26 protein-coding genes and 1 other RNA gene are annotated in these 23,827 nt (G+C 45.4%); 10 read left to right on the top strand and 17 right to left on the bottom strand.

Features of this window, described 5'->3' with window-relative positions:
* Window positions 1-37: 37 nt before the first annotated feature.
* The 13 genes from THMIRH_RS08390 to uraH all read right to left on the bottom strand — a co-directional run bounded on the left by THMIRH_RS08390 (window position 38) and on the right by uraH (window position 14,107).
* A complete protein-coding gene (locus THMIRH_RS08390; protein WP_173291661.1) occupies window positions 38-682 on the bottom strand; it encodes an urea amidolyase associated protein UAAP2 in 645 nt (214 codons plus the stop codon).
* Window positions 675-1,421 (bottom strand): urea amidolyase associated protein UAAP1, encoded by a 747-nt coding sequence (locus THMIRH_RS08385; RefSeq protein ID WP_173291660.1) that lies wholly within the window; start codon window positions 1,419-1,421, stop codon window positions 675-677. The genes THMIRH_RS08390 and THMIRH_RS08385 overlap by 8 nt, the downstream gene beginning before the upstream one ends.
* Window positions 1,421-1,900, bottom strand: a complete 480-nt coding sequence (locus THMIRH_RS08380) for a CopG family ribbon-helix-helix protein (RefSeq protein ID WP_173291659.1) — start codon at window positions 1,898-1,900, stop codon at window positions 1,421-1,423. The genes THMIRH_RS08385 and THMIRH_RS08380 overlap by 1 nt, the downstream gene beginning before the upstream one ends.
* The gene (locus THMIRH_RS08375; protein WP_173291658.1) at window positions 1,901-2,821 is read right to left on the bottom strand and encodes an ABC transporter ATP-binding protein; all 921 of its coding nucleotides are present in this window, start codon (window positions 2,819-2,821) and stop codon (window positions 1,901-1,903) included.
* 11 nt (window positions 2,822-2,832) lie between these two features.
* Entirely contained in the window at window positions 2,833-3,807 is a 975-nt protein-coding gene (locus tag THMIRH_RS08370) for an ABC transporter permease (protein ID WP_173291657.1), read from the bottom strand.
* A gap of 1,050 nt (window positions 3,808-4,857) precedes the next feature.
* Window positions 4,858-5,784: an ABC transporter permease gene (locus THMIRH_RS08365; RefSeq protein ID WP_173291656.1), complete on the bottom strand. Its 927-nt coding sequence runs from the start codon at window positions 5,782-5,784 to the stop codon at window positions 4,858-4,860.
* Window position 5,785: 1 nt separating this feature from the next.
* On the bottom strand, window positions 5,786-6,868 hold the full coding sequence (locus THMIRH_RS08360) for an ABC transporter permease (RefSeq protein ID WP_173291655.1): 1,083 nt from the start codon (window positions 6,866-6,868) through the stop codon (window positions 5,786-5,788).
* A complete protein-coding gene (locus THMIRH_RS08355) occupies window positions 6,855-8,411 on the bottom strand; it encodes an ABC transporter ATP-binding protein (protein ID WP_173291654.1) in 1,557 nt (518 codons plus the stop codon). The genes THMIRH_RS08360 and THMIRH_RS08355 overlap by 14 nt, the downstream gene beginning before the upstream one ends.
* Before the next feature lie 20 nt (window positions 8,412-8,431).
* A complete protein-coding gene (locus THMIRH_RS08350) occupies window positions 8,432-8,923 on the bottom strand; it encodes a nucleoside deaminase (RefSeq protein ID WP_243831420.1) in 492 nt (163 codons plus the stop codon).
* Window positions 8,904-9,899, bottom strand: a complete 996-nt coding sequence (xdhC, locus tag THMIRH_RS08345; RefSeq protein ID WP_173291653.1) for a xanthine dehydrogenase accessory protein XdhC — start codon at window positions 9,897-9,899, stop codon at window positions 8,904-8,906. Before xdhC ends, THMIRH_RS08350 begins: the two co-directional genes overlap by 20 nt.
* Window positions 9,892-12,228, bottom strand: a complete 2,337-nt coding sequence (gene xdhB, locus THMIRH_RS08340) for a xanthine dehydrogenase molybdopterin binding subunit (RefSeq protein ID WP_173291652.1) — start codon at window positions 12,226-12,228, stop codon at window positions 9,892-9,894. Before xdhB ends, xdhC begins: the two co-directional genes overlap by 8 nt.
* Window positions 12,221-13,750 carry a xanthine dehydrogenase small subunit gene (xdhA, locus tag THMIRH_RS08335; RefSeq protein ID WP_173291651.1) on the bottom strand — a complete coding sequence of 510 codons (1,530 nt, stop codon included), beginning with the start codon at window positions 13,748-13,750 and terminating at the stop codon, window positions 12,221-12,223. The genes xdhB and xdhA overlap by 8 nt, the downstream gene beginning before the upstream one ends.
* Window positions 13,751-13,753: 3 nt before the next feature.
* Window positions 13,754-14,107 (bottom strand): hydroxyisourate hydrolase, encoded by a 354-nt coding sequence (uraH, locus tag THMIRH_RS08330; RefSeq protein ID WP_173291650.1) that lies wholly within the window; start codon window positions 14,105-14,107, stop codon window positions 13,754-13,756.
* 411 nt (window positions 14,108-14,518) lie between these two features.
* On the opposite strand from uraH, the gene THMIRH_RS08325 reads away from it, so the two are divergent.
* The 7 genes from THMIRH_RS08325 (at window position 14,519) to uraD (ending at window position 20,555) form a co-directional block, all read left to right on the top strand.
* Window positions 14,519-15,205 (top strand): GntR family transcriptional regulator, encoded by a 687-nt coding sequence (locus THMIRH_RS08325; RefSeq protein WP_173291649.1) that lies wholly within the window; start codon window positions 14,519-14,521, stop codon window positions 15,203-15,205.
* A gap of 41 nt (window positions 15,206-15,246) precedes the next feature.
* Window positions 15,247-16,434 carry a urate hydroxylase PuuD gene (locus THMIRH_RS08320; RefSeq protein WP_173291648.1) on the top strand — a complete coding sequence of 396 codons (1,188 nt, stop codon included), beginning with the start codon at window positions 15,247-15,249 and terminating at the stop codon, window positions 16,432-16,434.
* A gap of 22 nt (window positions 16,435-16,456) precedes the next feature.
* Window positions 16,457-17,377: an allantoinase PuuE gene (gene puuE, locus THMIRH_RS08315; protein ID WP_173291647.1), complete on the top strand. Its 921-nt coding sequence runs from the start codon at window positions 16,457-16,459 to the stop codon at window positions 17,375-17,377.
* Between the two features lie 83 nt (window positions 17,378-17,460).
* A complete protein-coding gene (locus tag THMIRH_RS08310; protein ID WP_173291646.1) occupies window positions 17,461-18,474 on the top strand; it encodes an ABC transporter substrate-binding protein in 1,014 nt (337 codons plus the stop codon).
* A gap of 3 nt (window positions 18,475-18,477) precedes the next feature.
* Complete coding sequence (locus THMIRH_RS08305) at window positions 18,478-19,272, top strand: ABC transporter ATP-binding protein (RefSeq protein WP_173291645.1); 795 nt, start codon at window positions 18,478-18,480, stop codon at window positions 19,270-19,272.
* Complete coding sequence (locus tag THMIRH_RS08300) at window positions 19,269-20,051, top strand: ABC transporter permease (RefSeq protein ID WP_173291644.1); 783 nt, start codon at window positions 19,269-19,271, stop codon at window positions 20,049-20,051. Before THMIRH_RS08305 ends, THMIRH_RS08300 begins: the two co-directional genes overlap by 4 nt.
* Before the next feature lie 9 nt (window positions 20,052-20,060).
* Window positions 20,061-20,555 carry a 2-oxo-4-hydroxy-4-carboxy-5-ureidoimidazoline decarboxylase gene (gene uraD / locus THMIRH_RS08295; protein ID WP_173291643.1) on the top strand — a complete coding sequence of 165 codons (495 nt, stop codon included), beginning with the start codon at window positions 20,061-20,063 and terminating at the stop codon, window positions 20,553-20,555.
* A 108-nt stretch (window positions 20,556-20,663) separates the two neighbouring features.
* On the opposite strand, the gene gpt is transcribed toward uraD, so the two are convergent.
* The 3 genes from gpt to smpB all read right to left on the bottom strand — a co-directional run bounded on the left by gpt (window position 20,664) and on the right by smpB (window position 22,139).
* Entirely contained in the window at window positions 20,664-21,155 is a 492-nt protein-coding gene (gene gpt / locus THMIRH_RS08290; RefSeq protein ID WP_173291642.1) for a xanthine phosphoribosyltransferase, read from the bottom strand.
* An 87-nt stretch (window positions 21,156-21,242) separates the two neighbouring features.
* Window positions 21,243-21,599: a transfer-messenger RNA gene (gene ssrA / locus THMIRH_RS08285) on the bottom strand.
* A 60-nt stretch (window positions 21,600-21,659) separates the two neighbouring features.
* Window positions 21,660-22,139 carry an SsrA-binding protein SmpB gene (smpB, locus tag THMIRH_RS08280; protein WP_173291641.1) on the bottom strand — a complete coding sequence of 160 codons (480 nt, stop codon included), beginning with the start codon at window positions 22,137-22,139 and terminating at the stop codon, window positions 21,660-21,662.
* Window positions 22,140-22,197: 58 nt separating this feature from the next.
* On the opposite strand from smpB, the gene THMIRH_RS08275 reads away from it, so the two are divergent.
* Both THMIRH_RS08275 and THMIRH_RS08270 read left to right on the top strand, forming a co-directional pair.
* The gene (locus THMIRH_RS08275) at window positions 22,198-22,632 is read left to right on the top strand and encodes a type II toxin-antitoxin system RatA family toxin (RefSeq protein ID WP_173291640.1); all 435 of its coding nucleotides are present in this window, start codon (window positions 22,198-22,200) and stop codon (window positions 22,630-22,632) included.
* Window positions 22,622-22,924, top strand: coding sequence for an RnfH family protein (locus tag THMIRH_RS08270; RefSeq protein ID WP_243831419.1), 303 nt, complete (start codon window positions 22,622-22,624; stop codon window positions 22,922-22,924). The genes THMIRH_RS08275 and THMIRH_RS08270 overlap by 11 nt, the downstream gene beginning before the upstream one ends.
* Before the next feature lie 13 nt (window positions 22,925-22,937).
* On the opposite strand, the gene THMIRH_RS08265 is transcribed toward THMIRH_RS08270, so the two are convergent.
* Window positions 22,938-23,324: an outer membrane protein assembly factor BamE gene (locus THMIRH_RS08265; RefSeq protein ID WP_173291639.1), complete on the bottom strand. Its 387-nt coding sequence runs from the start codon at window positions 23,322-23,324 to the stop codon at window positions 22,938-22,940.
* Between the two features lie 74 nt (window positions 23,325-23,398).
* Between THMIRH_RS08265 and fur the strand changes: the two genes are divergently transcribed.
* Window positions 23,399-23,806 (top strand): ferric iron uptake transcriptional regulator, encoded by a 408-nt coding sequence (fur, locus tag THMIRH_RS08260; protein ID WP_173291638.1) that lies wholly within the window; start codon window positions 23,399-23,401, stop codon window positions 23,804-23,806.
* The last annotated feature ends 21 nt before the right edge of the window (window positions 23,807-23,827 follow it).

Raw genomic sequence — 23,827 nt, 5'->3', positions numbered from 1 at the left:
GTGGTTGTTAAAGCGTTTGTTAAAGCGGTTTTAAATTTTACTGCCAGATAATCATTTCAACAGGGGTTGGGTTATAGCCATTACACGGATTGTTGAGTTGTGGGCAATTGCTCACCAAAACCAACACATCCATATGGGCTTGCATTTCGACATAACGCCCGGGTGCTGAAATGCCATCGTCAAAATCTAAATGGCCATCGGGTGACACAGGCACATTCATAAAAAAGTTTATGTTGCTGGAAAGGTCTGCTTTGGTCATGGGTTTATCATGATTACAGCTGCATTTGCCAAGCGCCGTTAAAAAAGAGTCGCGACAGGAATGCATTGAGCGTTTTTCAATGGCATAACGCACTGTGTTACTCTCAGCAGAACAAGCGCCACCAATGGTGTCGTGACGACCGCAGGTGTCATCGACTATGGTTAACATGGGGTTGATGAGATTAGATTGCAGCACCGAACCCGTGGTCAAATAAATATTGCCCTGTTCGCGAATGGTGTCGGTTGCAGAGTAACGCTCGGAATGGTCTTGGGCGTTGTAAAACAGGGTATCTACAGCCTGATTGCCTTCTAAATCCACAATACGGAAATATTGCCCAGCTTTAACTTCATACATCCACGGATCGCCAGCCGCCACCACTGCTCGGTAAACCACCCTGTTTTCGGTAAAAAATTGCTTATTCATTGGGGTTTTCTCCGTAGTAAGTTTTGGTGTTGTAATAAGCGCGTTCATTTTCGGCGCGGTGTTTGCGGCAGGGGTCATCAGCCAATACGGGGTTTGCTTTAGACACACTTAACTCTACTGGTTTTGGAGCATAGTAAATATTAGGGTCAAGCGGGTGTTGCACGGTAGACAGGCAGACAATGCAGTCCATTTCAAAGCGCAAATCAACAGTGCTGCCTGCTTGCGAATGATTGGGCACAAAAGTCATTTGCCCTGAGTCTTCAATGCGCACTTTGCTAAACCAATTGATATTGGGCACCACATCGCTGGCGTTGAGCCCCCATTTGCCGAGTTCGTTAAGCAAGCTGTCGTAAGCATTTTTAAAATAGTCGTTGTGGGCTTGCTGATAGGTTTTGATGCCATATTTTTTTTGCACCAAACTGGCATTAGATAATCCGCCCAGCGTATCGTGCCAGCCGCAGGTGTCGGCAATAATGGAACACATCACACGCCCCATGTCGCTAAAACACATATTGGGTGCGGTTAAAAAAGCGGTTTTTTGCGCCTTGAGGGTATCGGGCATGTTGTAGCGTTCGTTTTTGACTTCGAGATTGTTGATTAACATAGCTACATTGGCATTGCCCTCCAAATCGGTGAGGCGCAACACGGTGCCGCGACGAATCACACCCGACCAGTGTGCGCCACCCGGCAGGATTTCAGACCAGATAAAACTGGGTTTGGGTTTTGGAAAATCGCTCATTATTTTGTCTCCTGTGAAGCAGTATCAGGCGTATAAATTGGGGGTAAGGATGAATTAGTTAAGTAGAGATTGCCTGTTTTAACGCCACGGTTTGCCAGTAATTCATGCGAAATGCTATTGAGTTTTTGCGCTGCTCCTTGCATTAAAATCACCTCTAGGGTTTGTTGGTCCATCAGCTGAACTTGGGTAGATGAGATAATCTCGGCCACATGCAAGTGTTTGAGTTGATTGAGTTTAATTTGCAAACCAGGGGTGTTGTGCTCATAGACCATGGTTAGGGTGCCGGCCATAATCTCATTAGTATAGTCTTGTCTAAAAGCGGAAACTTCTTTTTGAATCATTTCAGCCAGCAAAGCCGAGCGGTTGGGAAAACCACGGTCAATCACCAACTGATCTAGGTCTTCAAGCACCTGCGCTGGCAAAGAGGCACTGGTTCGCACCAGTCCTTTAGATTGAGCATTTGCATGAGTGTTTGTCATTTAAAAAATATCCGGTACTTGCGCATTGATGGGCACTAGGCGCACCATGCTGAGTTTATCTTCAGTGTCGGTTTCTTCTGGCGTTGGCGGATGCACCAAGGCTTCTATATAGGTTTTGGTTGCCTTAAACGCCTCAGAATCTTGCACATCCTTGGGGCGAGGGCGCGCTAAAGGCACATTAATCACTTCATGCACGCGCCCAGGATTGGCTTCTAACACCAGAATGCGATCGGCTAAAAAAATGGCTTCATCTAAATCGTGAGTGATGAAAAAAATGGTGATGTCGATGTTTTGCCAAATTTCTAATAAATACTGTTGCATTTTTAAACGATTTTGCGGGTCGAGTGCAGCAAAAGGCTCGTCCATCAGTAAAATCTTCGGTTGGGTGGCCAGCGCACGAATAATTGCCACACGCTGTTTCATGCCGCCTGAAAGTTGGTGGGGATAAGCATCCACAAATTTAGTCAGTCCGACTAAATCAATCCATTGAAAAGCCTCAGATTCAGCAGCGTTTTTCGACATGCCGTTTTGCGTCATCCCAAACATCACATTTTGTTTGACCGTCATCCACGGAAAAAGCGAATAACTTTGAAACACCATGCCGCGGTCTGGGCCGGGTTCAGTAACGGGTTTCTCATCTACCAAAATATGGCCTTGCTCTTGAGTTTCTAAGCCAGCAACCAAACGCGCCAAGGTTGATTTACCGCAACCAGATGGGCCCACCACGCAAATAAATTCGCGTTTATAAGCCGTAAAATCAATGTTATTAAGCACCTTGTGCGACACACCTTTGTGTTCAAACGATTTGTGCAAACCTTCAATTTTTAGGGCTAGAGGACGCTTAAAAATACGCTGATAACGATCAGCAATTTCAGGGGTTTGTAAGCCAGTTAACGGATGAGTGTCTGTTTGGTGATTCATAGTTTGACCTCTTAGTGTCCGTTATTCCAAGGGAAAAGTCGCTTGCCAAGTTTGGCTAAAATTATGTCAGTCACGATACCGATAATACCGATAATCAAAATCGCGGCGAAGACATTGTCAAAATTTTTGTAGCGCGCTTGTTGGGTAATAAACCAAGTAATCCCAGAGCTGGCGCCAATCAATTCAGACACGATTAAATAGGTCCATGCCCAACCAAGTAGGATGCGCATATCGCGATAAAGGTCTGGCAAAACGCCGGGTAAAATCACCCGACGAATTAAGGAAAACCCTTTGCAACCCAGCGTTTGGGCAGCTTCTATGATGGCTAGATTAAATTTGCGCGTGGTGTTGGCGGTAATGAGCACCATTTGAAAAAAAGTACCGATAAAAATAATGGCAATTTTGGGGGCGTCATAAATCCCCAAAATGGCAACGGCTAAAGCCCCAAAGGCAGGGGCGGGTAAATAGCGGAAGAACTCGGTAAAGGGTTCAACAATTTTGGAAGCCGACTCATAGGTGCCTGCCATAATCCCCAGAGGCAATCCAAACACCATTGACCAGAAAAATCCCCAAGCAATGATTTGAATAGAATGCCCTAAACTTTCATGAAACCAAGGTTCGTTGGAGCGTTTAGGTTCGGTGGTAAAAGCGGTGTAAAGTGCCATCGCCACTTCGTGGGGTGCAGGCAGGTAAACAGGGTTGGCGGGATTGCCTTGTGGAAGATTCACTGTCTTTTCTTGTGCTTGGGATTCTAACTTGGCCAGTTCTCGATAAAACACTTCTTTATCAACCAAAGTTCCCTCTCGAAAGTAACTCACATCACCGGGTTGGGTAATTTGCATTTGTGGATGCCAAATAAAAGGCACATAGCTGACTAAACTCCATAACAACAGTGGAATCAGAAAACTGGTAAAAGTCAGCAGGCGGCGCGAACCATTGTCCAATGGTGCTCTAGGGGTTGTCCAAGCGGTGGGGAAAAGAGCCATAATCCTGCCTTTGTTATCATGCGTTATTACGATTTTTATATTTTGTAATAAGCAAGTGGCGTGCCGAATCAAAAATCATTTATAAATCATAAGGATAGGTTTTATTTGAGAGCTTTGTGTTATGATTTGCACCAATTTAATGCAATATTTTTTTGGATGAGTGCGTAAGACGGGTTGTTCATTAGGCATTTATTTTGGGCATTGAATTATTTGGATTTAAAAGCAGGCTAAAGCCTGCGCCCCAGTTATTGGGTTCCGAAGTTTAATGGGGCGAAGGCTTTAGCCTTCTGGGATTAGTCATCGGTTTATTTTTCTGCTTTTAAGGTTTCTGTTTAAGGTCGCTTTTTGGGTTTGTATTTCTAAATTATGTTTTGTGCCTAGCGCCCTTGTTACTTTTTGGCTCGCCCAAAAAGTAACCAAAAAACCGACCCACTCAAAATTTCTATGCCCCTAAGCTCGTGCCTGGAAAATGGCGAACTCGCTGCGCTCAAACAGCGCCATTTTTTTCCCAGTCCCTTCGCTAAAGGGCATCACGAAATTTTGAGAAGGGGAGAAAGGTTTCCTTCTGACAAGGCTTGCGGTTTTTCAGGAAATGATCAGCTTCCCCCTTGAAGACAATTCGTAAGCCCTCTTAGTGAAGGCGCCGGATAAACAGCTGCGCATGTTTGAGCGAAGCGAGTTCGCAGCTGTCTGGCGACAAGCTTAGAGAGCTAGAATTGGATGAGTGGGGTCGCCTTTTTTGGTGACTTTTTTGGCGAAGCAAAAAAGTTACATGGGCGCGAGGCAGAAGTCCCATTTAGAAATACAATCCCCAAAAGCGACCTTAAAATGAAAATCTCAAACAGGGGAGACAGGCTTGGGTAAAAATCCAGGAAGGCTAAAGCCTTCGCCCCTATGGAAATTGCCATTTTTGGGGCGCAGGCTTTAGCCTGCTTTTAGCTGGAATCAAAAAAAAATTTGTGGTTTTTGAATTAAGGTCGCTTTTGATGACCCTAATTTGAGGGATTCCCATGCAGGAGCATGGGAGCTTGAGTGATTATAGTGCTTGATTCAGTGACTAGAATAAAACGGTTTGCCCAAACAGGCGGGTGCAAAGTTGTTTTGGGCTTGTCTTGAGATAAGTACCAGCACCACGATGGTGGCTAAATAGGGCAGCATGGATAAGAATTCGGAAGGGACATCCAAGCCCAGTCCTTGTCCGTGCAGTTGCAAGATGGTAATGCCACCGAACATGTAGGCACCCATCAATACGCGAGATGGCATCCACATCGCAAATACCACCAGCGCCAAAGCAATCCAACCACGACCTGCGGTCATATTGTCGGCCCACATGGGCGAGTAGGAAAGTGATAAATAAGCACCCGCTAAACCACTCATAGCGCCACCATAGAGTGCGGCCATATAGCGAATTTTAATCACTGGGTAGCCAATGGAATGGGCGGCATCATGCGATTCGCCAACGGCTCTTAACACCAAGCCTGACTTGGTTTTGTTGAGGAAATAAGTGGTGGCAAACACCATGAAAATAGAGAAATACACCAAAATATCATGGCTGAATAACACATTGCCAATAAAGGGTAAATCGGTCAAATAAGGGATGTCCAGTTTGGGTAAGCCTTCATAGGCAATGCCGACTAGGCTTTTACCAATCAACGAGCTTAAGCCAATGCCAAAAATGGTAAGTGCCAGACCGGTTGCAACTTGATTGGATTGCAACGACAGGGTTAAAAAGCTAAATACCAAAGCCATCGCCATGCCCGATAAAATGGCCGCTAAAACGCCAAGGATTGCACTGCCTGTGCTGGTGACCGTAAAAAAGGCGACCACTGCGCCGACAATCATCATGCCTTCTAATCCTAAATTAAGCACACCAGCTTTTTCGTTAATCAGCTCACCGAGTGCGGCTAATAATAAAGGCGTGGCAGCACCGATGATGGTGACGATGATGAGTGAATAGGTGTCTAGGGTAAAGTCCATATCAGTTCACTCCTTGAGCGGATTTAAAAGTTAGTTTTAAGCGGTACAAAATCAGCACATCGGCGGCCAGTAAAAAGAACAGTAATAGTCCTTGAAAAACCCCTGTGAGCGCAATCGGCAAGCCCATTTCGATTTGTGCGGTTTCGCCACCCAAGTAGGATAAAGCCATGAGCAGGCCCGCCAATAAAATGCCAACAGGATGTAAACGCCCTAAAAAGGCGACGATAATGGCTGTAAAGCCGTATCCTGGGGAAATGGTAGGGAGGAGTTGCCCAATTGGCCCTGCCACTTCCATGAGCCCTGCCAACCCCGCCAAAGCACCGCCCAGTAAAAAAGTAAACCAGACAATCTTTTTGTGATTAAAGCCGGCATATTGCGCTGCATTCGGCGCTTGGCCAACCACATGCACTTGAAAACCAATTATGGTTCTGGAGAGCATTACCCATAAAGCGGCAAGGATTAGCAGCGTAATCAAGCTGCCCAAATTCAAGCGTGTGCCTTCTAATAAAATAGGCAACAAAGCGGATTCGGCAAACATGCGAGATTCTGGGAAGTTGTAGCCTGTTGGATCACGATAAGGGCCATTGACCATAAAGTTGAGCAGTAAAATAGCGACATAGGTGAGCATCAAGCTGGTGAGAATTTCGCTGGTGTTAAAGCGGGTTTTCAAAAACGCAGGAATTGCGGCCCAAGCCATGCCGCCAAGCATGCCGCCTATCAGCATCAGTGGCAGCACCCATGCGCTGTCGGATTCATGAAAAAACAACGCCAAACCGCCGCCCACAATCGCGCCCATCACCAATTGACCTTCGGCACCGATATTCCAAACATTGGCTTTAAACCCAATCGCCAATCCCACGGCAATCAAAATGAGTGGCGTGGCTTTTACCGCCAGTTCGCCCAAGCCATAAACGCTGGTAATGGGTTCAACAAAAAATACATACAAACCTTCTAACGGCGAATGCCCCATGCTGGCAAATAAAATCATGCCAGAAATCAAGGTGAGCACCACCGCCAAAATGGGGGATAAATAGGTCATTTTGGTGGAAGCCATACTGCGCGCTTCGAGTTTAAGCTGCATCATAATCTTCTCCTAATTTCGCATTGTCCATGACGGACATACCGGGTGGCGTGACACCCCCCATCAATAATCCAATTTGTTCACGACTGATTTGATTGACCGGGTAGGCAGCTGAAAGCGTGCCTTCATAAATCACGCAAATCGAATCACAGACCGCAAACAACTCGTCCAAATCTTGGGAGAGCAGTAACACGGCGCTATTTTTTTCGGCCAGATTTAAAATCGATTGATGAATCGCCGCGGCGGCACCCGCATCCACGCCCCAGGTGGGTTGCGCGGCGATGAGTAGGCTAGGGCCTTGTTCGATTTCGCGACCTACGATAAATTTTTGTAAATTCCCGCCCGACAAACTCTTAGCTGCTGCACCAATGCCGCTGTGTTTAACTTTGTATTTGTCGCAAATCATTTGAGCGTATTCATTGCGTTTTTTGAAATTAATGAATCCCAGTTTTTGCAAGTTTTGGGTTTGGTAACCACTTAAAAACGCATTTTCATGGAGCGCATTATTGGGGACAGACGCATGACCTAAGCGTTCTTCAGGTACATAAGCCATGCCAAACATTCGGCGTTGATTGGTCGGTAAATTGCCACTGGGACGACCGTGAATCACTATGCTATCGACAGCGGTATCGGCTTCGCCACTGAGTGCCGACAGCAGTTCCGTTTGGCCATTGCCCGCGATGCCAGCCACCCCCAAAATTTCACCTTCGCGAATCATAAAGCTGACATTTTTAATGTCGTTGCCAAACGGTTGAGAAGACTTGAGCGATAGATTTTTAACCCGAATGACTTCCTTGCCAAATGCCGTTGAGGCGGTGCGTTTTGGGGGCGTGATTTTTTCGCCGACCATCAATTGCGCCATACTTTGGGCAGTTTCTGCGGTGGGATCGAGTTCTTGAATGTAGCGTCCACCCCGCAAAATAGTGGCTTTGTGGCAGAGTGCTTTGATTTCGTCTAGCTTATGGCTGATGTATAAAATTGACACCCCTTCGTCCGACAGGCGTTTGAGGGTGACAAACAATTTATCGACTTCTTGTGGGGTGAGCACCGAGGTGGGTTCGTCCATAATCAGCAATTTGGGCGCTTGTAATAAACAGCGAATAATTTCCACGCGTTGGCGTTCGCCAACCGATAAATCGTGAATGGTCATTTTAGGGTCAATAAATAAACCATAGTTTTGCGACACTTCATTAATGCGCTTTTCAAGTGTTTTTAAATCAAAATCGCCATCCATACCGACCGCAATATTTTCCAGCACGGTGAGGGCTTCGAATAACGAAAAATGTTGAAACACCATGCCAATACCCAAACTGCGCGCAACCTTGGGACTGCTGATATCCACCGCTTCGCCCTCCCATAAAATTTGGCCTTGGTCGGGTTTGAGTAGGCCGTAAATCATTTTAACGAGGGTGCTTTTTCCTGCGCCATTTTCGCCCAATAGTGCATGAATTTCGCCGGGTAAAATGGCCAAATGCACTTGGTCGTTGGCAAGGCATCCGGGAAAGGCTTTGGTGATTTGTTCAAGCTGTAATCTGGCCTGTGACATAGTGCAATCCTCTTGGACAATCAATAATGAATTTTGTCGCTTTTATTTTTCCATAAAGTAAAGGGATGAATGGCCTCGTCTTCGAGCAATCGATAGGTGGGAATAGAGCGTTCTAAAATGGGTTTGGGAATTTCGTTGTAGAGCATTTCGTCATCAAACCCTATGTCTGCCGCGTCTTGGCGCGAGTTGGCGTAATAGATGGTGTCGAGGCGCGCCCAGTAAATGGCGCTTAGGCACATGGGGCAGGGTTCGCAGCTGGTGTAAATTTGACAGCCGCTTAAATCAAAGGTATTGAGTTTTTTGCAGGCTTCGCGGATGGCGGTGACTTCGGCGTGCGCCGTAGGGTCGTTACTGGAGGTGACTTGATTATAACCTTCAGCAATCACTTCGCCATCTTTGGTGATGACCGCGCCAAACGGGCCGCCAAATCCGGCCACCATTTTGTCGTGCGACAGTTGAATGGCATGGCGCATGAGGTTTTTTTGAATGGCATCAAAGCTGGGCTGTGACATGGCGAAGTTCCTTGTGGGTTGAAGGTTTTAGTGAGCTGGCTTGCGCTTGAATTTGCAAGAGTTGTGCCACCACAGAAATCGCTAAGATTTCGGGCGATTTTCCGGGGATGTTGTGCAATCCGATGGGGCAGGTCAAACTGGCTATTTGGGGCTGAGTTAAGCCATTTGCACTGAGTTGACGCTCAAAGCGCACCTTTTTGGTTTTAGAACCAATCAGACCGCAATAGGCAAATTGTCCTTTTTGCAGAATGGCTTGGGTCAAGGCAAAATCCAGTTGATGGCTGTGGGTCAGAATTAAAAAGTAAGTGTGGCTGGGTGCCGAGTCAATCAGGCTTTGCCAGTTTTGCGTGGTGATACACTGAATATGTGCGGGTGGCTGCTCGGGAAATTGGTCAGCACGACTATCGACCAGCGTGACCTTGGCATCTAAAAATTGCAATTGGTTCACCAGCGCCTTACCTACATGACCAGCACCGAAAATCATAATTGGAAACGGATGCGGTTGGATGGTTTCAATAATAAGGTGTTTTTCGGGTTGCGGTGGGCTTTGCGAAATATGTTTTTTAAACGAAATGGGGTCAAAAACTAACCAGGCCTGGTTAAATTTGGGTGGTTTTTCGGCTGAAAATGGCTTTAAAAGCCTTGCCAAATCGTTTAACCAAGGTGATGTTATTGGATTAATTTTTTCAAATACCAAGGTGACCTGCCCGCCGCAACATTGGTCGAAGCGCGGGGTTAAGGGGGTTTGGGTTAGGCTGATGTGATGGTCGGGTGCTTGGTTTAACAAGGTTTTGGCTTGCTCGATGGCGGCATATTCTAAATGTCCGCCGCCAATGGTGCCTTCAATTCGGTTGGCGAAAACCGCCATCTTTGCGCCCACTTCTCTGGGGGATGAGCCTTGTACCTTGGCTACGCTCACCAGCATAAAGATTTCGGTTTGTTGAGCAAGGGTGGCAAGGCGTGTCCAGTTAAGCATGGGCTAGCTCCGCTGTAGTGTCTCGCAACGCTTGGCATGCCAGCAAAACGCGTTCTGGGGTGGCTGGGGTATTTAGGTTGGGGCAAGTTTGGTAATTGCCGACACTGGCGACGGCATCGGTGAGCGCATTAAAGACGCTGATGCCCAGCATTAAGGGCGGCTCGCCAACGGCTTTGGAGCGGTAGACGGTATTTTCGGGGTTGGCTTCGCAGCGCAAATGGATGTTCATAATTTTGGGGCGGTCACCGCAGGCTGGAATTTTATAGGTAGAGGGCGCATGGGTGCGCAGTCTGCCGCTGGCGTCGTATACCAATTCTTCGGTGGTGAGCCAACCCATGCCTTGAATAAACCCACCTTCCACCTGTCCTCTGTCTAGGGCAGGGTTGATGCTGTCGCCGCAATCATGCACGATATCAACTCTATCGACCTTATATTCACCAGTGAAGGTGTCAATAGTGACTTCGGACACCGCCGCACCATAAGCAAAATAAAAGAACGGATGACCTTTACCTTGGGCTGGGTCAAAATGAATTTTTGGCGTTTTGTAAAAGCCGGTGGTCGATAAAGAAACCCGCGCAAAATAGGCCTGTTGCACTAGGGTTTTAAAAGGCACTAGGCTAGCGCCGATTTGCACGCCTGCTGGGGTGAAATGTATGTCGGCTGCTGTTACTTGATAGTGATTGGCGGCGAACTCAATTAAGCGATTTTTAAGAATAATCGCCGCATTTTGTGCCGCCTTGCCGTTTAAATCGCATCCGCTAGAAGCTGCCGTGGGCGATGTGTTGGGCACTTTATCAGTGGTGGTGGCGGTGATTTTGATTTGGCTGGTTTCGACTTGAAATTCTTCAGCCACAATTTGCGCCACCTTGGTGAACAGGCCTTGACCCATTTCAGTGCCGCCGTGATTGAGTGTTATGCTGCCATCGCTGTAAATATGAATCAATGCACCGGCTTGGTTGAGATGAGTAGCGGTAAACGAAATTCCAAACTTGACCGGCGTGAAAGCAATGCCTTTTTTCAAATAGGGGCTTTGTGCGTTAAACGCCAGCACTTGGGCGCGGCGTTGTTCGTAGTTGGATGCGCCTTCGAGTTCGGCGGTAATCTCTGGCAGAATATTGTCGGTAATGGTCATGTGATAGGGCGTGACATTGCGTTCAGTTTTGCCGTAATAGTTGCGTTTGCGAATAATCAGTGGGTCTTGTTGCAAACGGTAGGCAATGGCATCAATCACACGCTCCATCGCTACCATGCCTTGTGGTCCACCAAACCCTCGGAAAGCGGTATTAGACACCGTATGAGTTTTGCAACGGTGCGACACGATTTTGACATGGTCGAGATAATAGCCATTATCCAAGTGAAACATGGTGCGGTCGTTAATTGAGCCAGATAAATCCGCCGACATGCCACAACGAGATGCCGCTTCAAATTGAATCGCACGGATGCGCCCGGTATCGTCAAACCCCACATCATAGCTAATCACATAATCATGGCGCTTGCCCGTTAAGGTCATGTCATCATCGCGATCCAGTCTTAACTTGGCGGGTTTGCCGGTGTGATGGGTCACCAAGGCGGCAATGCTGGCAAATAAAGCGGGTTGCGATTCTTTGCCACCAAAGCCACCGCCCATTCGGCGCACTTCAACTTGAATGGCATGGTCGGGTAATCCCAGCACCTTGGCGCAGCAATGTTGCACTTCGGTGGGATGTTGCGTGGAACTGTAGATTTTTAAATCTTGGTCTTCACCAGGAATCGCGAGGGCAATATTGGATTCCAAATAAAAATGGTCTTGGCCACCAATTTCGATTTCACCCTGCAAACGATACGTGGCCAAAGGCAACTCGGCTTCTGGCTGTCCGCGGTAAAAGGTTTTGGAATCTAATACAAAGGATTGAGCGGCGAGAGCTTCTTTAACATGAATGAACGCTGGCAAGGGTTCATAGTTGACCACAGCTAATTTGGCAGCGGCTCTGGCAGAGGTTATGTCTGTGGCCGCTACCGCAAAGAGCGATTGCCCTAAATATTCCACTAAGCCATCAGCAAAAATGGGGTCGCCATCGATGACGGCGCCAAAATCATTTTTGCCGGGAATATCTTGCGCAGTGAGCACTTTAACCACGCCTGGGGCGGTTTTAACGGCACTGACATCGAGTTGGGTAACTTTGGCATGGGCGTGCTGACTTTGGGCAATATAAATGTGTAAACAATCTTTGGGCTCGGGCAAGTCGTCTATATAGAGTGCTTCGCCACTGACATGTTTGAGCGCACTGTCGTGTTGCAAGGCGGCTTTGACACCGCTTTTAAGTTGGGCGATTTGAGCGGTGTTAGGCATGTTTGATTTCCCCAGTATGCGTTAGGCTAAGCGGTTGACCTGTGGTTTGGGTTTCAATAAAAAATTTGCGTAAAAGATTTTGCGCTACGGTCATGCGATAAGTTTTAGAGGCTCTAAAGTCGTCTAAAGGCGTAAAGTCTTGCGTCAAAGCAGCGACGGCTTGGTCTAGGGTGGCGTTTTGCCAAGGTTGATTGAGTAAGGCTGCTTCGGCGAGTGCAGCACGCTTAGGCGTACCCGCCATGCCGCCAAAACATAGGCGCACTTGGCTGACTTTTTGGTCGGTGAGCTCAATATAAAAGGCTGCGCTGACACTGGAAATGTCCTGTTCAAAGCGCTTGGAAATTTTATACACTTGAAAGTAAGCTGCCGAATTCAGCCATGGAATCGATACGCTTTCAATAAACTCATGAGCTTGTAGGCCTTGGCGGCCATATTCAATAAAGTAATCTTGTAACAACAAGTCTCGAACGCCCTGTGCATTGCGCAAACGTAGGGTAGCGCCCAATGCCATCAGCGGGGGCGGCATATCGGCTATGGGCGAGCCGTTGGCGATATTGCCAACAATGGTGCCAGAGTTGCGAATTTGAGTGGAGCTGTGTCTTTCAAGATAGGGTTCCAGCATTGGAAAATACTGACACAACACCGGCATGGCTTGACTGTAGGTCACCGCTGCGCCAATTTCAAGGTGCGTGGTGTGCAAGGTGATCTGTTGCAATTCTGGGACTTGGTTCACCGAAATGAGCGCTGGCAAATGGCGGTGTTGTTTGGTCACCCACAGCCCTAAGTCGGTGGCGCCGGCCAGCAATTTGGCTTCAGGAAAATCTACTAAGGCTTGGGTGAGGTCGGTGATGGTGTGCGGTTGAATAAAGGTTTGGGTTGCGGTGTGCTGTTGTTTTGGGTGGCTGGGTTGAATGGCTTGCAGCTTAGCGGTCATGCTGTCTTGTTCAGCGTTTTCATTTTGCGGGGCATTTAAGGCGTGCTGCACCATTTGTTTACCCGCTTCAATAATGGGGCCGTAACCCGTGCAGCGACACAAATTACCGGCAAAGGCTTTATTGATGGTGTTGGTTAAATCGGTTGTTTGTTCTGTTAAATTTGACCAGGCCTCGTTAATTTTGCCCGCTTTTCGCGTGTTTTCGTAAAGTGCATAACCTGACATGACAAACCCCGGTGTACAAAATCCGCATTGCGAACCGTGGGTGTCGACCAACAATTGTTGCACGGGATGGAGTTGTCCTTGATTAAACGATTTTAAATGTTCGACAGTGATCAGTTGTTTGCCATCCAGCATGGGCACAAACAGAATACAAGCGTTGACCGCTTTATATTGCAGTTGCCCATTAATCAGTTCGCCCAACACTACGGTGCAAGCGCCACAGTCGCCTTCTGCGCAGCCTTCTTTGGTGCCGATGGCATTTTCTTGCAAACGCAGATAGTTCAAGACAGTGAGGGTGGCAGGCACTTCGCTGAGGGTTTTGAGTTCTTGACCTAGGTAAAAACAAATTGGGTTGTCTTGTGCCATGACCTAACTCCCTCGATATGTGCTGTAACCAAAAGGTGACACTAGGAGTGGCACATGATAATGACGGCTGGGGTCGGCAATGCCAAAACGAATCACAATGTCGTCTAAAAATAATGGATCGGGTAGGTTGGCATGGCTGGCTTTTAAATAGTCGCCCATCGCAAATACCAACTCATACTGCCCTGCGACAAACGCGGTTCCTTGCAATAAAGGTTGGTCGGTTCGGCCATCTTGGTTGCTGTAGGTTTGGGTAAGAAGGGTTTTGCGGTCACCCGATAACTGATAAAGATAAATGATAATGGCAGCGGCGGGTTTGCCGCTGCTGGTGTCAAGAATATGCGTGGTGAGTGCTGTCATGTGACTTCCTTTGGCAGAAGTAAATTGAGTGTTAAACAAAATTATATCTAAATTGTATACAATCGCAAGCAGTTATTTGCAGTGCGGTGAGATGTCAAAAACAAGTTTTGAGGTTATTGAATACAATTTTAGTTAGAAATTGTCAGAATTTTAGAGGGCTAAGGTTTAAAATAGACCTAATGAAGTGTTTGTTTGTGTAAATAATAATAATCTGTTTAAGTGTTTGAAATTATTTTAGTTTAGCTGGATTTTAGGACTAGTTTTCTAAAAGTTTTTTAATGGCAATCTTAAAATTATCAAAATTATTATTTACTATCCTTTAATAAATTGTATACAATCTAACTTAACATTTACACGGACGAAGTGGTTCTGCAACAATGTTAAGCCTTGCCAAACAGCAGGAGCGTCCTTATGGAAAAAAATAAAAGTTCTAGAAATCAAGAACAGATTATTTATGATCGTTTATTTGATGTCATTCTAGAGCAAAAACTTCAGCCTGGGGTGCGTTTAGTTGAAGTGCCTTTGTCTGAGATTTTTGGGGTAAGTCGCACGGTGGTGCGCCGCGCTTTATTGCGACTGTCGCATGAAGGTGTGGTTGAAATTAAACCCAATGTGGGCGCCAGTGTGGTGACCACGCCCGCTGAAGAAGTGGCGCAATATTTTGAAGCGCGTCGCATTGTGGAATGTGCTTTGATTCGCATGGTGGTTGGCAAACTCAGCCATTATCAGGTAGAAACTTTGCAAGCCATGGTACGCGAAGAAAATCGCTATTTTGATACGGGTAACCGTGCTAAAGGACTGCGAAAGTCAACCGAGTTTCACTTTTTTATTGCCGAGGCCTCAAAAAATCAGCCCTTGGCAGAAATGGCTAAACAGTTGATTGCCCGCACCTCTTTAATAGTGGCGCAATATAACTTGTCTGGGTCGGGTGGCTGCGCTTGTGTGGACCATTCGGCCTTGGTAAAAGTGGTTTTAGAGGGCACGCCCGATGAAGCTGAAAAACTGATGGATGTGCATTTACGCCACATTGAAGAAAGTTTGTTTTTAAAGAAACAAGAAGTAGAACCCGATTTATATGCACTGTTAAAAGAAGTCTAGAGTGTTTTAAGCTCTAGAAATTAACAGTTTTGGAGCAGATTATGGATGCACTCATCCTCGAATGGATAAACCTTAATGTCAAATGGATTCACTTAATTGTGGGCATCGCTTGGATTGGGGCTTCTTTTTATTTTAACTGGTTAGAAGGTAATTTAGAGCGTGGCAAGGCCGGTTTAAATAAAGGCGTGGCGGGTGATTTGTGGGCGGTGCATGGCGGTGGTTTTTATCATGTTGAAAAATTCGAAGTCGCCCCCGAAAAACTGCCAACCACTTTGCATTGGTTTAAATGGGAAGCCTATTTAACTTGGATTAGCGGGTTTGCATTATTAGTTTTGGTTTTCTATATCAGCCCGCATTTGTATCTCATCGACAAAAGTGTCGCTGACATCACTGCATTTCAAGCCATCAGTATTAGTTTAGCGTCGTTATTAATCAGTTGGTTAGCCTATGACCAGCTTTGTAAATCGTCGATTGGTCATAATAATGCCCTAGTTTTTTGGATAGTGTTTGGTGCCTTAACCTTAGAGGCCTATTTGCTCAGTCAAGTATTTAGCCCTAGAGCCGCCTACATCCAAATGGGTGCCGTGGTGGGTACCATCATGGTCGCCAATGTCTTTTTCTCGATTATTCCCTCACAACAAAAAATGGTTTCTGCCATGGAAGCTGGTCAAGTGCCAGACGGCAGTGTAGGTAAAAAAGGCTTTCAACGCTCTTTCCATAATAATTATTTTACCTTGCCTGTGCTGTTTATTATGCTCAGCGGACACTATCCACAAACCTTTGGAAATGACCAGGCCTGGTTAGTTTTGGCGGCAATTTCGTTGATTGGTGTGTTGACGCGTCATTACTTCAATTTAAAAAATCGTGGCAAGGTTCATCAGTGGATGTTGCCTTTGGCTGCGTCGCTGATGGTGGTGTTGGCTTATTTAACCTTTCCTAAAACCCCCGAGCCTACGGCATTAACTTCAAATGTAACCTTTGCGCAAATTGCACCGATTATGGAGCTGCGTTGTGCCACTTGTCACGCTGCCGCGCCCACGGATCTTGCCTTTAAGGTTGCCCCGAAGGGGGTTGAACTAGACACCCAAGCTAAAATTGAACAGCAGGTGGATGCCATTTATGCGCAAACCATTGCAACCCATGCCATGCCAATTGGCAATTTAACGCAGATGACGCCTGACGAGAGAGCCTTGTTAGCCGCATGGATTACGCAATTTAAGGCGCCATAACAATCGGTCAAAGGAGTTGACGATGCCAGATGTTTACCCTAGAGATTTAGTGGGCTATGGTTCAACACCGCCGCAAGCGGTTTGGCCCAATGCTGCAAAAATTGCGGTGCAGTTTGTCGTGAACTATGAAGAAGGTGGCGAAAACTGTGTGTTGCATGGTGATCCAGCATCAGAAGCCTTTTTGTCAGAAATCGTCGGGGCAAGTCCTTGGGTGGGGCAACGCCACATGAATATGGAATCGATTTACGAATATGGCAGTCGAGCAGGCTTTTGGCGTTTGCATCGTTTATTTACCGAACAGCAAATTCCGGTCACTGTGTTTGGGGTGGCAATGGCGTTGCAACGCAATCTAGAGGTGGTGCAAGCCATGTTGGATGCTGATTGGGAAATTGCCAGTCACGGCTATCGTTGGATTGATTATGCCCAGCAAACCGAAGCGGTGGAGCGCGAACATTTACAAAAAGCACTGGAGATTCACACCCAGCTTACTGGCAAAGCGCCTGCTGGTTGGTATATTGGGCGCAACAGTGAGCACACACGCCGTTTGTTGTTAGAAATGACCACGCCACTCTATGATGCTGATTCTTATGCCGATGATTTACCCTATTGGGTAAAAAGTGAGGTAAAAGGTAATGAAAAGCCCCATCTAATTGTGCCCTATACGTTGGATGTGAATGATATGCGCTTTGCCACACCTCAGGGATTTAACTCGGGCGAACAGTTTTTTCAATATTTAAAAGATGCCTTTGATGTTTTATATGACGAAGGTGAGGTGGCGCCCAAGATGCTATCAATAGGGCTGCACTGCCGTCTAATCGGCAGGCCTGGTCGTTTTTTGGCGCTGAAACGCTTTGTGGACTATGTGAAATCGCATGAGCAAGTTTGGTTATGCACTCGTGAACAAATTGCACAGCATTGGACGAAACATCATTATCCAGTTTAATCAACTTTTATAAAAACCCCTAAAATTAGCAACGGCGTTAGTTTTAAAGTAATTCCCTTAAAGACTCAGATCAGGAGATCACTATGAAACTTAAACCGCTTGTTGTTGCTGCCTTTGTGGGCATGACTTCTTTATCTAGCTTTTCGGCCTTAGCCAATACCGCTGTTAAATTTACCCTTGATTGGAAATTTGAAGGCCCTGCCGCCGCTTATTTAGTGGCGCTTGAAAAAGGTTTTTACAAAGAACAAGGCTTGGATGTCACGATTGATTCGGGCAACGGCTCTTTAGACGCCATTCCAAAAGTAGCCTCGGGCACTTATGAATTTGGGTTTGCAGATGTCAACTCTTTGATTAAATTTAAAGATCAAAACCCTGATTCACCCTTACAAGGCATTTTAATGGTATACGACAAACCACCGTTTGCCATTATCGGTTCTAAGCAAACGGGTGTGAACACGCCAAAAGATTTAGAAGGTAAAGTGCTGGGGGCACCAGCACCTGATGGGGCTTATGCCCAGTGGAAAGCCTTTACCCAAGTGGCTGGAATTGATGCCTCTAAAGTTAAGATAGATAATGTGAGTTTTGCGGTGCGTGAATCTATGTTGGTGCAAAAACGCGTAGATGCCATTGCTGGTTTTTCATTTTCCTCTTTCCTAAACCTTAAAAAAATCGGTATGGCGCCAGAAGACATTCATGTCATGTTAATGGCAGACTATGGTCTAAAGCTTTATGGCAATACTCTGCTAGTCAATCCAGCCTTTGCCGAAGCGCATCCTGATTTGGTAAAAGGATTTGTGGCAGCCACGATTAAAGGTTGGCAATACACCGCCGCACATCCCGAAGAAAGTGTTAAGTATGTGCTGGAACGCAACAAAATCGCCAATGAGGCTGTTGAAACCGAGCGTTTAAAAATGTGTCTTAAAGACAATGTTGTAACCGATAACGTCAAAGCCAATGGATTTGGTGGTATTGATTATGGTCGTATGGATGAAGCGATTGAACAGGTTGGGATGACTTATGACTTTCATCACAAACCCACTTCTAAAGCAATTTTTACCGATGCTTATTTGCCAGCTAAATCAGCCAGAGAGATGTAATTGATGAACGCTTTTATCCAACTAGAGAAGGTTTCTCTTAGCTATAACGGATCAGAGCGATTAGAAGACATGGCCATTCACCAAGTAGATTTGTCTTTTGAAGAAGGCAGTTTTATTGCGGTGGTTGGCCCCAGCGGATGCGGTAAGTCGACGATGATGAAACTTTTATCTGGCTTACAAGCACCCACACTGGGTTATGTGTTTATGAATAATCGTGAGGTCAAGGGGCCAGTGTCGGGCGTGGGGATGGCGTTTCAAAAATCCACACTCTTGCCTTGGCGTAATATTTTAGACAATGTGCTCTTGCCGTTTGAGGTGAGTCCAGACTATGAATATAAATATCGCAAAAACAAACAGGCCTATGTGGATAAAGCCATTGCGCTGATTCAACAAGTGGGTTTAAAAGGCTTTGAATATCATTTTCCATGGGAGCTCTCGGGGGGCATGCAACAACGCGCTTCGATTTGTCGTGCGTTGGTGCATGACCCAAGTTTGTTGATTTTAGATGAACCTTTTGGCGCCTTAGATGCCTTTACCCGTGAAGAGTTGTGGATTTTATTGAGTGAGTTGCAAGCCGATAAAAAATTCACGGTTTTATTGGTGACCCACGATTTAGAAGAAGCCGCTTATTTGGCGGATGATATTTATGTGATGTCATCGCGTCCTGGTCGGATTATTCATCATGAAAAGGTTGGTTTTGAACGCCCCAGAGATATCAATTTGCGCTATGAACCGCAGTTTTCAAAGCTGGTGCAAAAGCTGCGAGGCCTTATTAAAACCGCTAAGGAGGCCGCATGAAAAAGACCCGATGGACAGCCTTAACGCAGTCTAAATCTTTTGAAATAGGCGCGCCGATTGGTATTTTTGTGGGCGCTTTATTAATCTGGCAGTTGATTTGCGTATGGGCGAATATCCCCGAGTATTTCTTACCCACTCCGCTCAAAATTGCTGAAACGCTAGTCACTTACGAAGAAGCCTTGTTAGAAAATGGTTGGCAAACCCTCAAAACTACGGTGATCGGTTTTGCGATTTCAGTGGTATTTGGCGTGGCGGTGGGTGCCATTATTGGGAACTCTAAAACCCTTTATAATGCACTCTACCCATTGTTTATTGCTTTTGAAACCGTCCCCAAAGTGGCGGTAGTGCCGATTTTAGTTTTGTGGTTTGGCATAGGCACAACCCCTGCGATTATTACCGCATGGATTATTTCGTTTTTTCCCATAGTGGTGAATGTGTCCACAGGATTAGCGACACTTGAACCAGAAGTGGTCGATGTGATGCGTGCGTTAAAAGCCAGTAAACGCCAAATCTTATTTAAAGTGGGTATTCCCAATACCTTGCCGTATTTTTTTGGCGCCTTGAAAATCTCGATTACCTTAGCCTTTGTGGGTTCGGTGGTGGCTGAAACCGTGGCAGCGAATTCAGGGATTGGACATTTGATGTTATCTGCGCAAGCTAACTTTGATGTGCCCTTAATGTTTGCCGGCATGGTGGTATTAGCGGTAGAAGGTTTGGCCATGTACACGGTTTTTGCGGTCTTAGAAAAACGCATGACCCGTTGGGCGTTTAGAAATTAGTAGTAAGCCATGACTTTGACTGAATTAAACCAACTATCTTTGCAAGCTTTTGTAACAGTTTGCGAGCCTTTATTAGAACACTGTGATTGGGTGTTGCCACAGTTAGCGGCAACTCGACCCTTTATGAGTGTTGAGGATATGCAGCACAAATTAGGGTTGGCTTTAAAAAGTGCGCCTTTAGCATTGCAAAAACAAGCCTTGTGTTTGCACCCTAAATTGGGGGTGGGCAAGGCACAACCAGGTTTTTCACAATCTGAACAAGCGCAAGCGGGTTTATCTCAGTTAAGTGATGAAGAGTTGTTGCAATTTCAAACGCTGAATCAGGCTTATGAAACGAAAATGGGTTTTCCATTTGTTGTGGCGGTGACAGGGCTGAATAAATCACAAATTTTAGAGCTGATGGCTGTGCGGGTTCAGTCAACTGAAGCAGCTGAATGGCCGATTGCTCTGAACGAATTAATTAAGATAGCGCAAATCCGTGTAAAAAAACTCATCACGGATTAAATTTTGACTCAATACTTTATGGGGCGCAGGCTTTAGACTGCTAAGGTTTGCTAGAAAAATCAACAGAAGGCTAAAGCCTTCGCCCTTGTATTGTGTAACAAGGTTAGTTTATTCGTCTGCCGTTTTTGAAAGCGGTTTAACATAATCTAACGCCAAGTCCCATGGAAAATAAATCCAAGTGTCTTGGCTCACTTCGGTGATAAATGCATCCACCAATGGCTTGCCTTCTGGCTTGGCATAAACCGTTGCAAAAAAAGCTTTTGGCAATCTTTCACGCACAAATTTTGCGGTTTTTCCGGTATCCACTAAATCATCAATCAACAGAAAGTTTTCACCATCTTGGGTGGCAGACACATCATTTAAGATGACGGGTTCAGAGATTTGTTGGTGGCTATAAGTGCGCACCGAAATGGTATCGACCAAACGAATCCCCAATTCACGCGCAATAATCGCAGCGGGAATCATGCCGCCACGGGTAATGGCAATAATGCCGTCCCATTTACGATCCATCGCAATAATCTGTTTGGTTAAACTGCGGCAGTCACGGTGTAATTGGTCCCAAGAGACCAGGTATTTTTGGTTTTCGGTAGGATGAGTCATTCTGAGTTCTTCTTTTATCAGTCAAACAATAAAAAAACCCTTAAAAAGGGCTTTAAAACCACTGCCGGATGTCAATGGAAAGGTGTTTGGTGGAGCTGGGCGGAGTCGAACCGCCGTCCGCAAAGTCGCCATCTAAAAGTCTACATGTTTATTTAGTCTATTGATTTAACCAAGTTGTTACCCGACTAGCAGGGATCACATTCGGCGAGTTTGTAAAGTTTAGTGAGGTACATCCAAACACATGCACAACACGATTCCGTATAAGTCGATACAGACTAGGGGCTACGAACAACGGTCCTAGTCTGCACTAGCCGGCTTAAGCGGCTAGAGCGTAGTTATCGTCGTTTGCAACTATAACAAATTGAAATAAGGATTAACGAGCATCATTCAGGCTCGACATGCATCTTAAACTTTGTACTCCCCGTCGAAACCAAGTGCAGCCCCAGAGGTAGGTAAAAATTTAGCTTTGTATTATAACTGAATAGTCTCTTTTAAATTGGACTATTAATGGTCACCTTTTAAAATTCGCAATTTATCACGATTCCAATCGCGTTCTTTTTCTGTGGCGCGCTTGTCATGGAGTTTTTTACCTTTGGCTAATCCCACAGAAACCTTTACTTTGCCTTTTGACCAGTGAAGGTTTAATGGCACTAAAGTATAGCCTTTTTGGTCAATCATGCCCATGAGACGGTCGATTTCTCGGCGATGCATCAGCAACTTACGAAGACGAAGCGGGTCATGAACGGAGTGGGTTGAAGCGGTAATCAAAGGGGTAATCAAAGCACCAAAAAGCCAAATTTCATGGTTTTTGATAATGATGTAAGCTTCGCTAATTTGAACCTTACCGGCGCGCAAACTTTTCAGTTCCCAGCCTTCCAAAGCTAAACCTGCTTGATAATCAGCTTCAATAAAATAGTCAAAACGCGCCTTTTTATTTTGGGCGATTTGGTTTGAGTTGTTTTGTTTTGGTTTTTTCTTTGCCATAATACGCGGATTATATCCGTTTTAAAGACAAAATACTCAATCGAGTGATGACTGACCTATGAAAAAAATTGTTCGTTCTGCCTTGATCCCTTTTTCAGCGCAACAGGTTTACTTGCTGGTGAATGATGTTACAAGCTATCCAGAGTTTTTGCCTTGGTGTGGCGGAGCTGCAGTTTTAAATGAAACTGATCATCAAATGACTGCCAGTGTAACCATTGCTAAAGCCGGTTTGAGTAAAACCTTTACCACTCAAAATCAATTGGTTCCTGGGGAGCAGATTTTGATGACTTTGGTCGATGGACCTTTTAGTTATTTACAGGGCGAGTGGTCTTTTAAAAAACTCGATGACTCGGCTTGTAAGATACAGTTTGAGGTGGAGTTTGAGGTAAGCAATGGATTACTCAATATGGCATTAGGACCAATTTTTGAGCAGATTGCCTCAACCTTTGTTGATTCTTTTTGCAAAAGAGCGAAGCAAGTTTATGGAAGCTGATTCTAAAATGATTTTTGTTGAAATTGCCTACGGTTTAGTGGATAAACAGTATCTGTACGGATTTGAAGTGCCAGAGGGTAGTACTATCGAGCAAGCCGTTTTACTATCACCGCTTATTAAAGAAATTCCTGATCTAAACTACGAGCAAGTGGGTATTTTTGCCAAACTGATGCCAGCCTCAACCGTGTTGAAAGCTGGCGATAGAATTGAAGTGTATCGCCCTTTAAAAATCGATCCGCGCAAACGCCGCAGAGATTCTGTGGAAAAAGAGCGTAAAGAATCGATTAAATAACTATAGTTGTCAATCAATCTTCTAAAAATAGTCTGTCAATAAAGCCATCATGGGTATTTATTTCTACTTCTTGACTGCGTATTTCCCAATTCTTTAAGTATGAATCACTGTCAAAATTTAACGCTAAATAGCGAATAGAATTCGGGTAGTAGTCTTTATCCGTGGTATAAAAAACATACTCCCAGTGCAAAGGGTTAAAAGGATCTTTGCCATAAGGTGGCCCTAAAATGGATTGCACCTGCTGCATTGTTAAGCCGTCTTGTAATAGATTAGCCTGTTCTTGTTTGATGATGGTGCCTTGCGTAATTGGCGCCTTGTATGGTTTGAGATAAGAGCAACCATTTAATATGGAAGCGGCAAGTAGTATGGCAGTCAGCTGAAAGGTTTTTGATAAAAGCATAGGGTAATAACAGTTTTGTTGAGTGTTAAATTGGTTTATTATACCTTTTATTATTAATCAAGAATGTGGTTGTTATGAGTGGTGCTGAATTAAAAAAAGTTGGGTTAAAGGTGACTTTGCCCAGATTAAAAATTTTAGAGATTCTTGAGCAACAAGGTGATGAAGATCATCATTTAACAGCGGAAGATGTTTATAAAATTTTGCTGGAACAAGATGAAGAGGTCGGTTTAGCAACGGTTTACAGAGTTTTAACCCAGTTTGAACAAGCTGGGATAGTGCGTCGTTTAAACTTTGAAAATAATTTATCAACCTTTGAGCTAGATACCGGTGATAACCACGATCATTTAGTGTGTGTCAAAACCGGAAGAGTCAAAGAGTTTGTGGATCCAATCATCGAAGATCGTATTCAACAAATCGCTAAAGAAAAAGGTTATGAGCTTTCAGGGCATAGTCTGGTGATTTATGGCACTTGTAAAGAATAAGTAAATATATTAAACCTAATC

The organism is Thiosulfativibrio zosterae, assembly GCF_011398155.1.
GTDB classification, from domain to species: Bacteria; Pseudomonadota; Gammaproteobacteria; order Thiomicrospirales; family Thiomicrospiraceae; genus Thiosulfativibrio; species Thiosulfativibrio zosterae.
The sequence above is the reverse complement of the archived record's forward strand: the minus strand, read 5'-3'. Positions and strand labels throughout refer to the sequence as shown.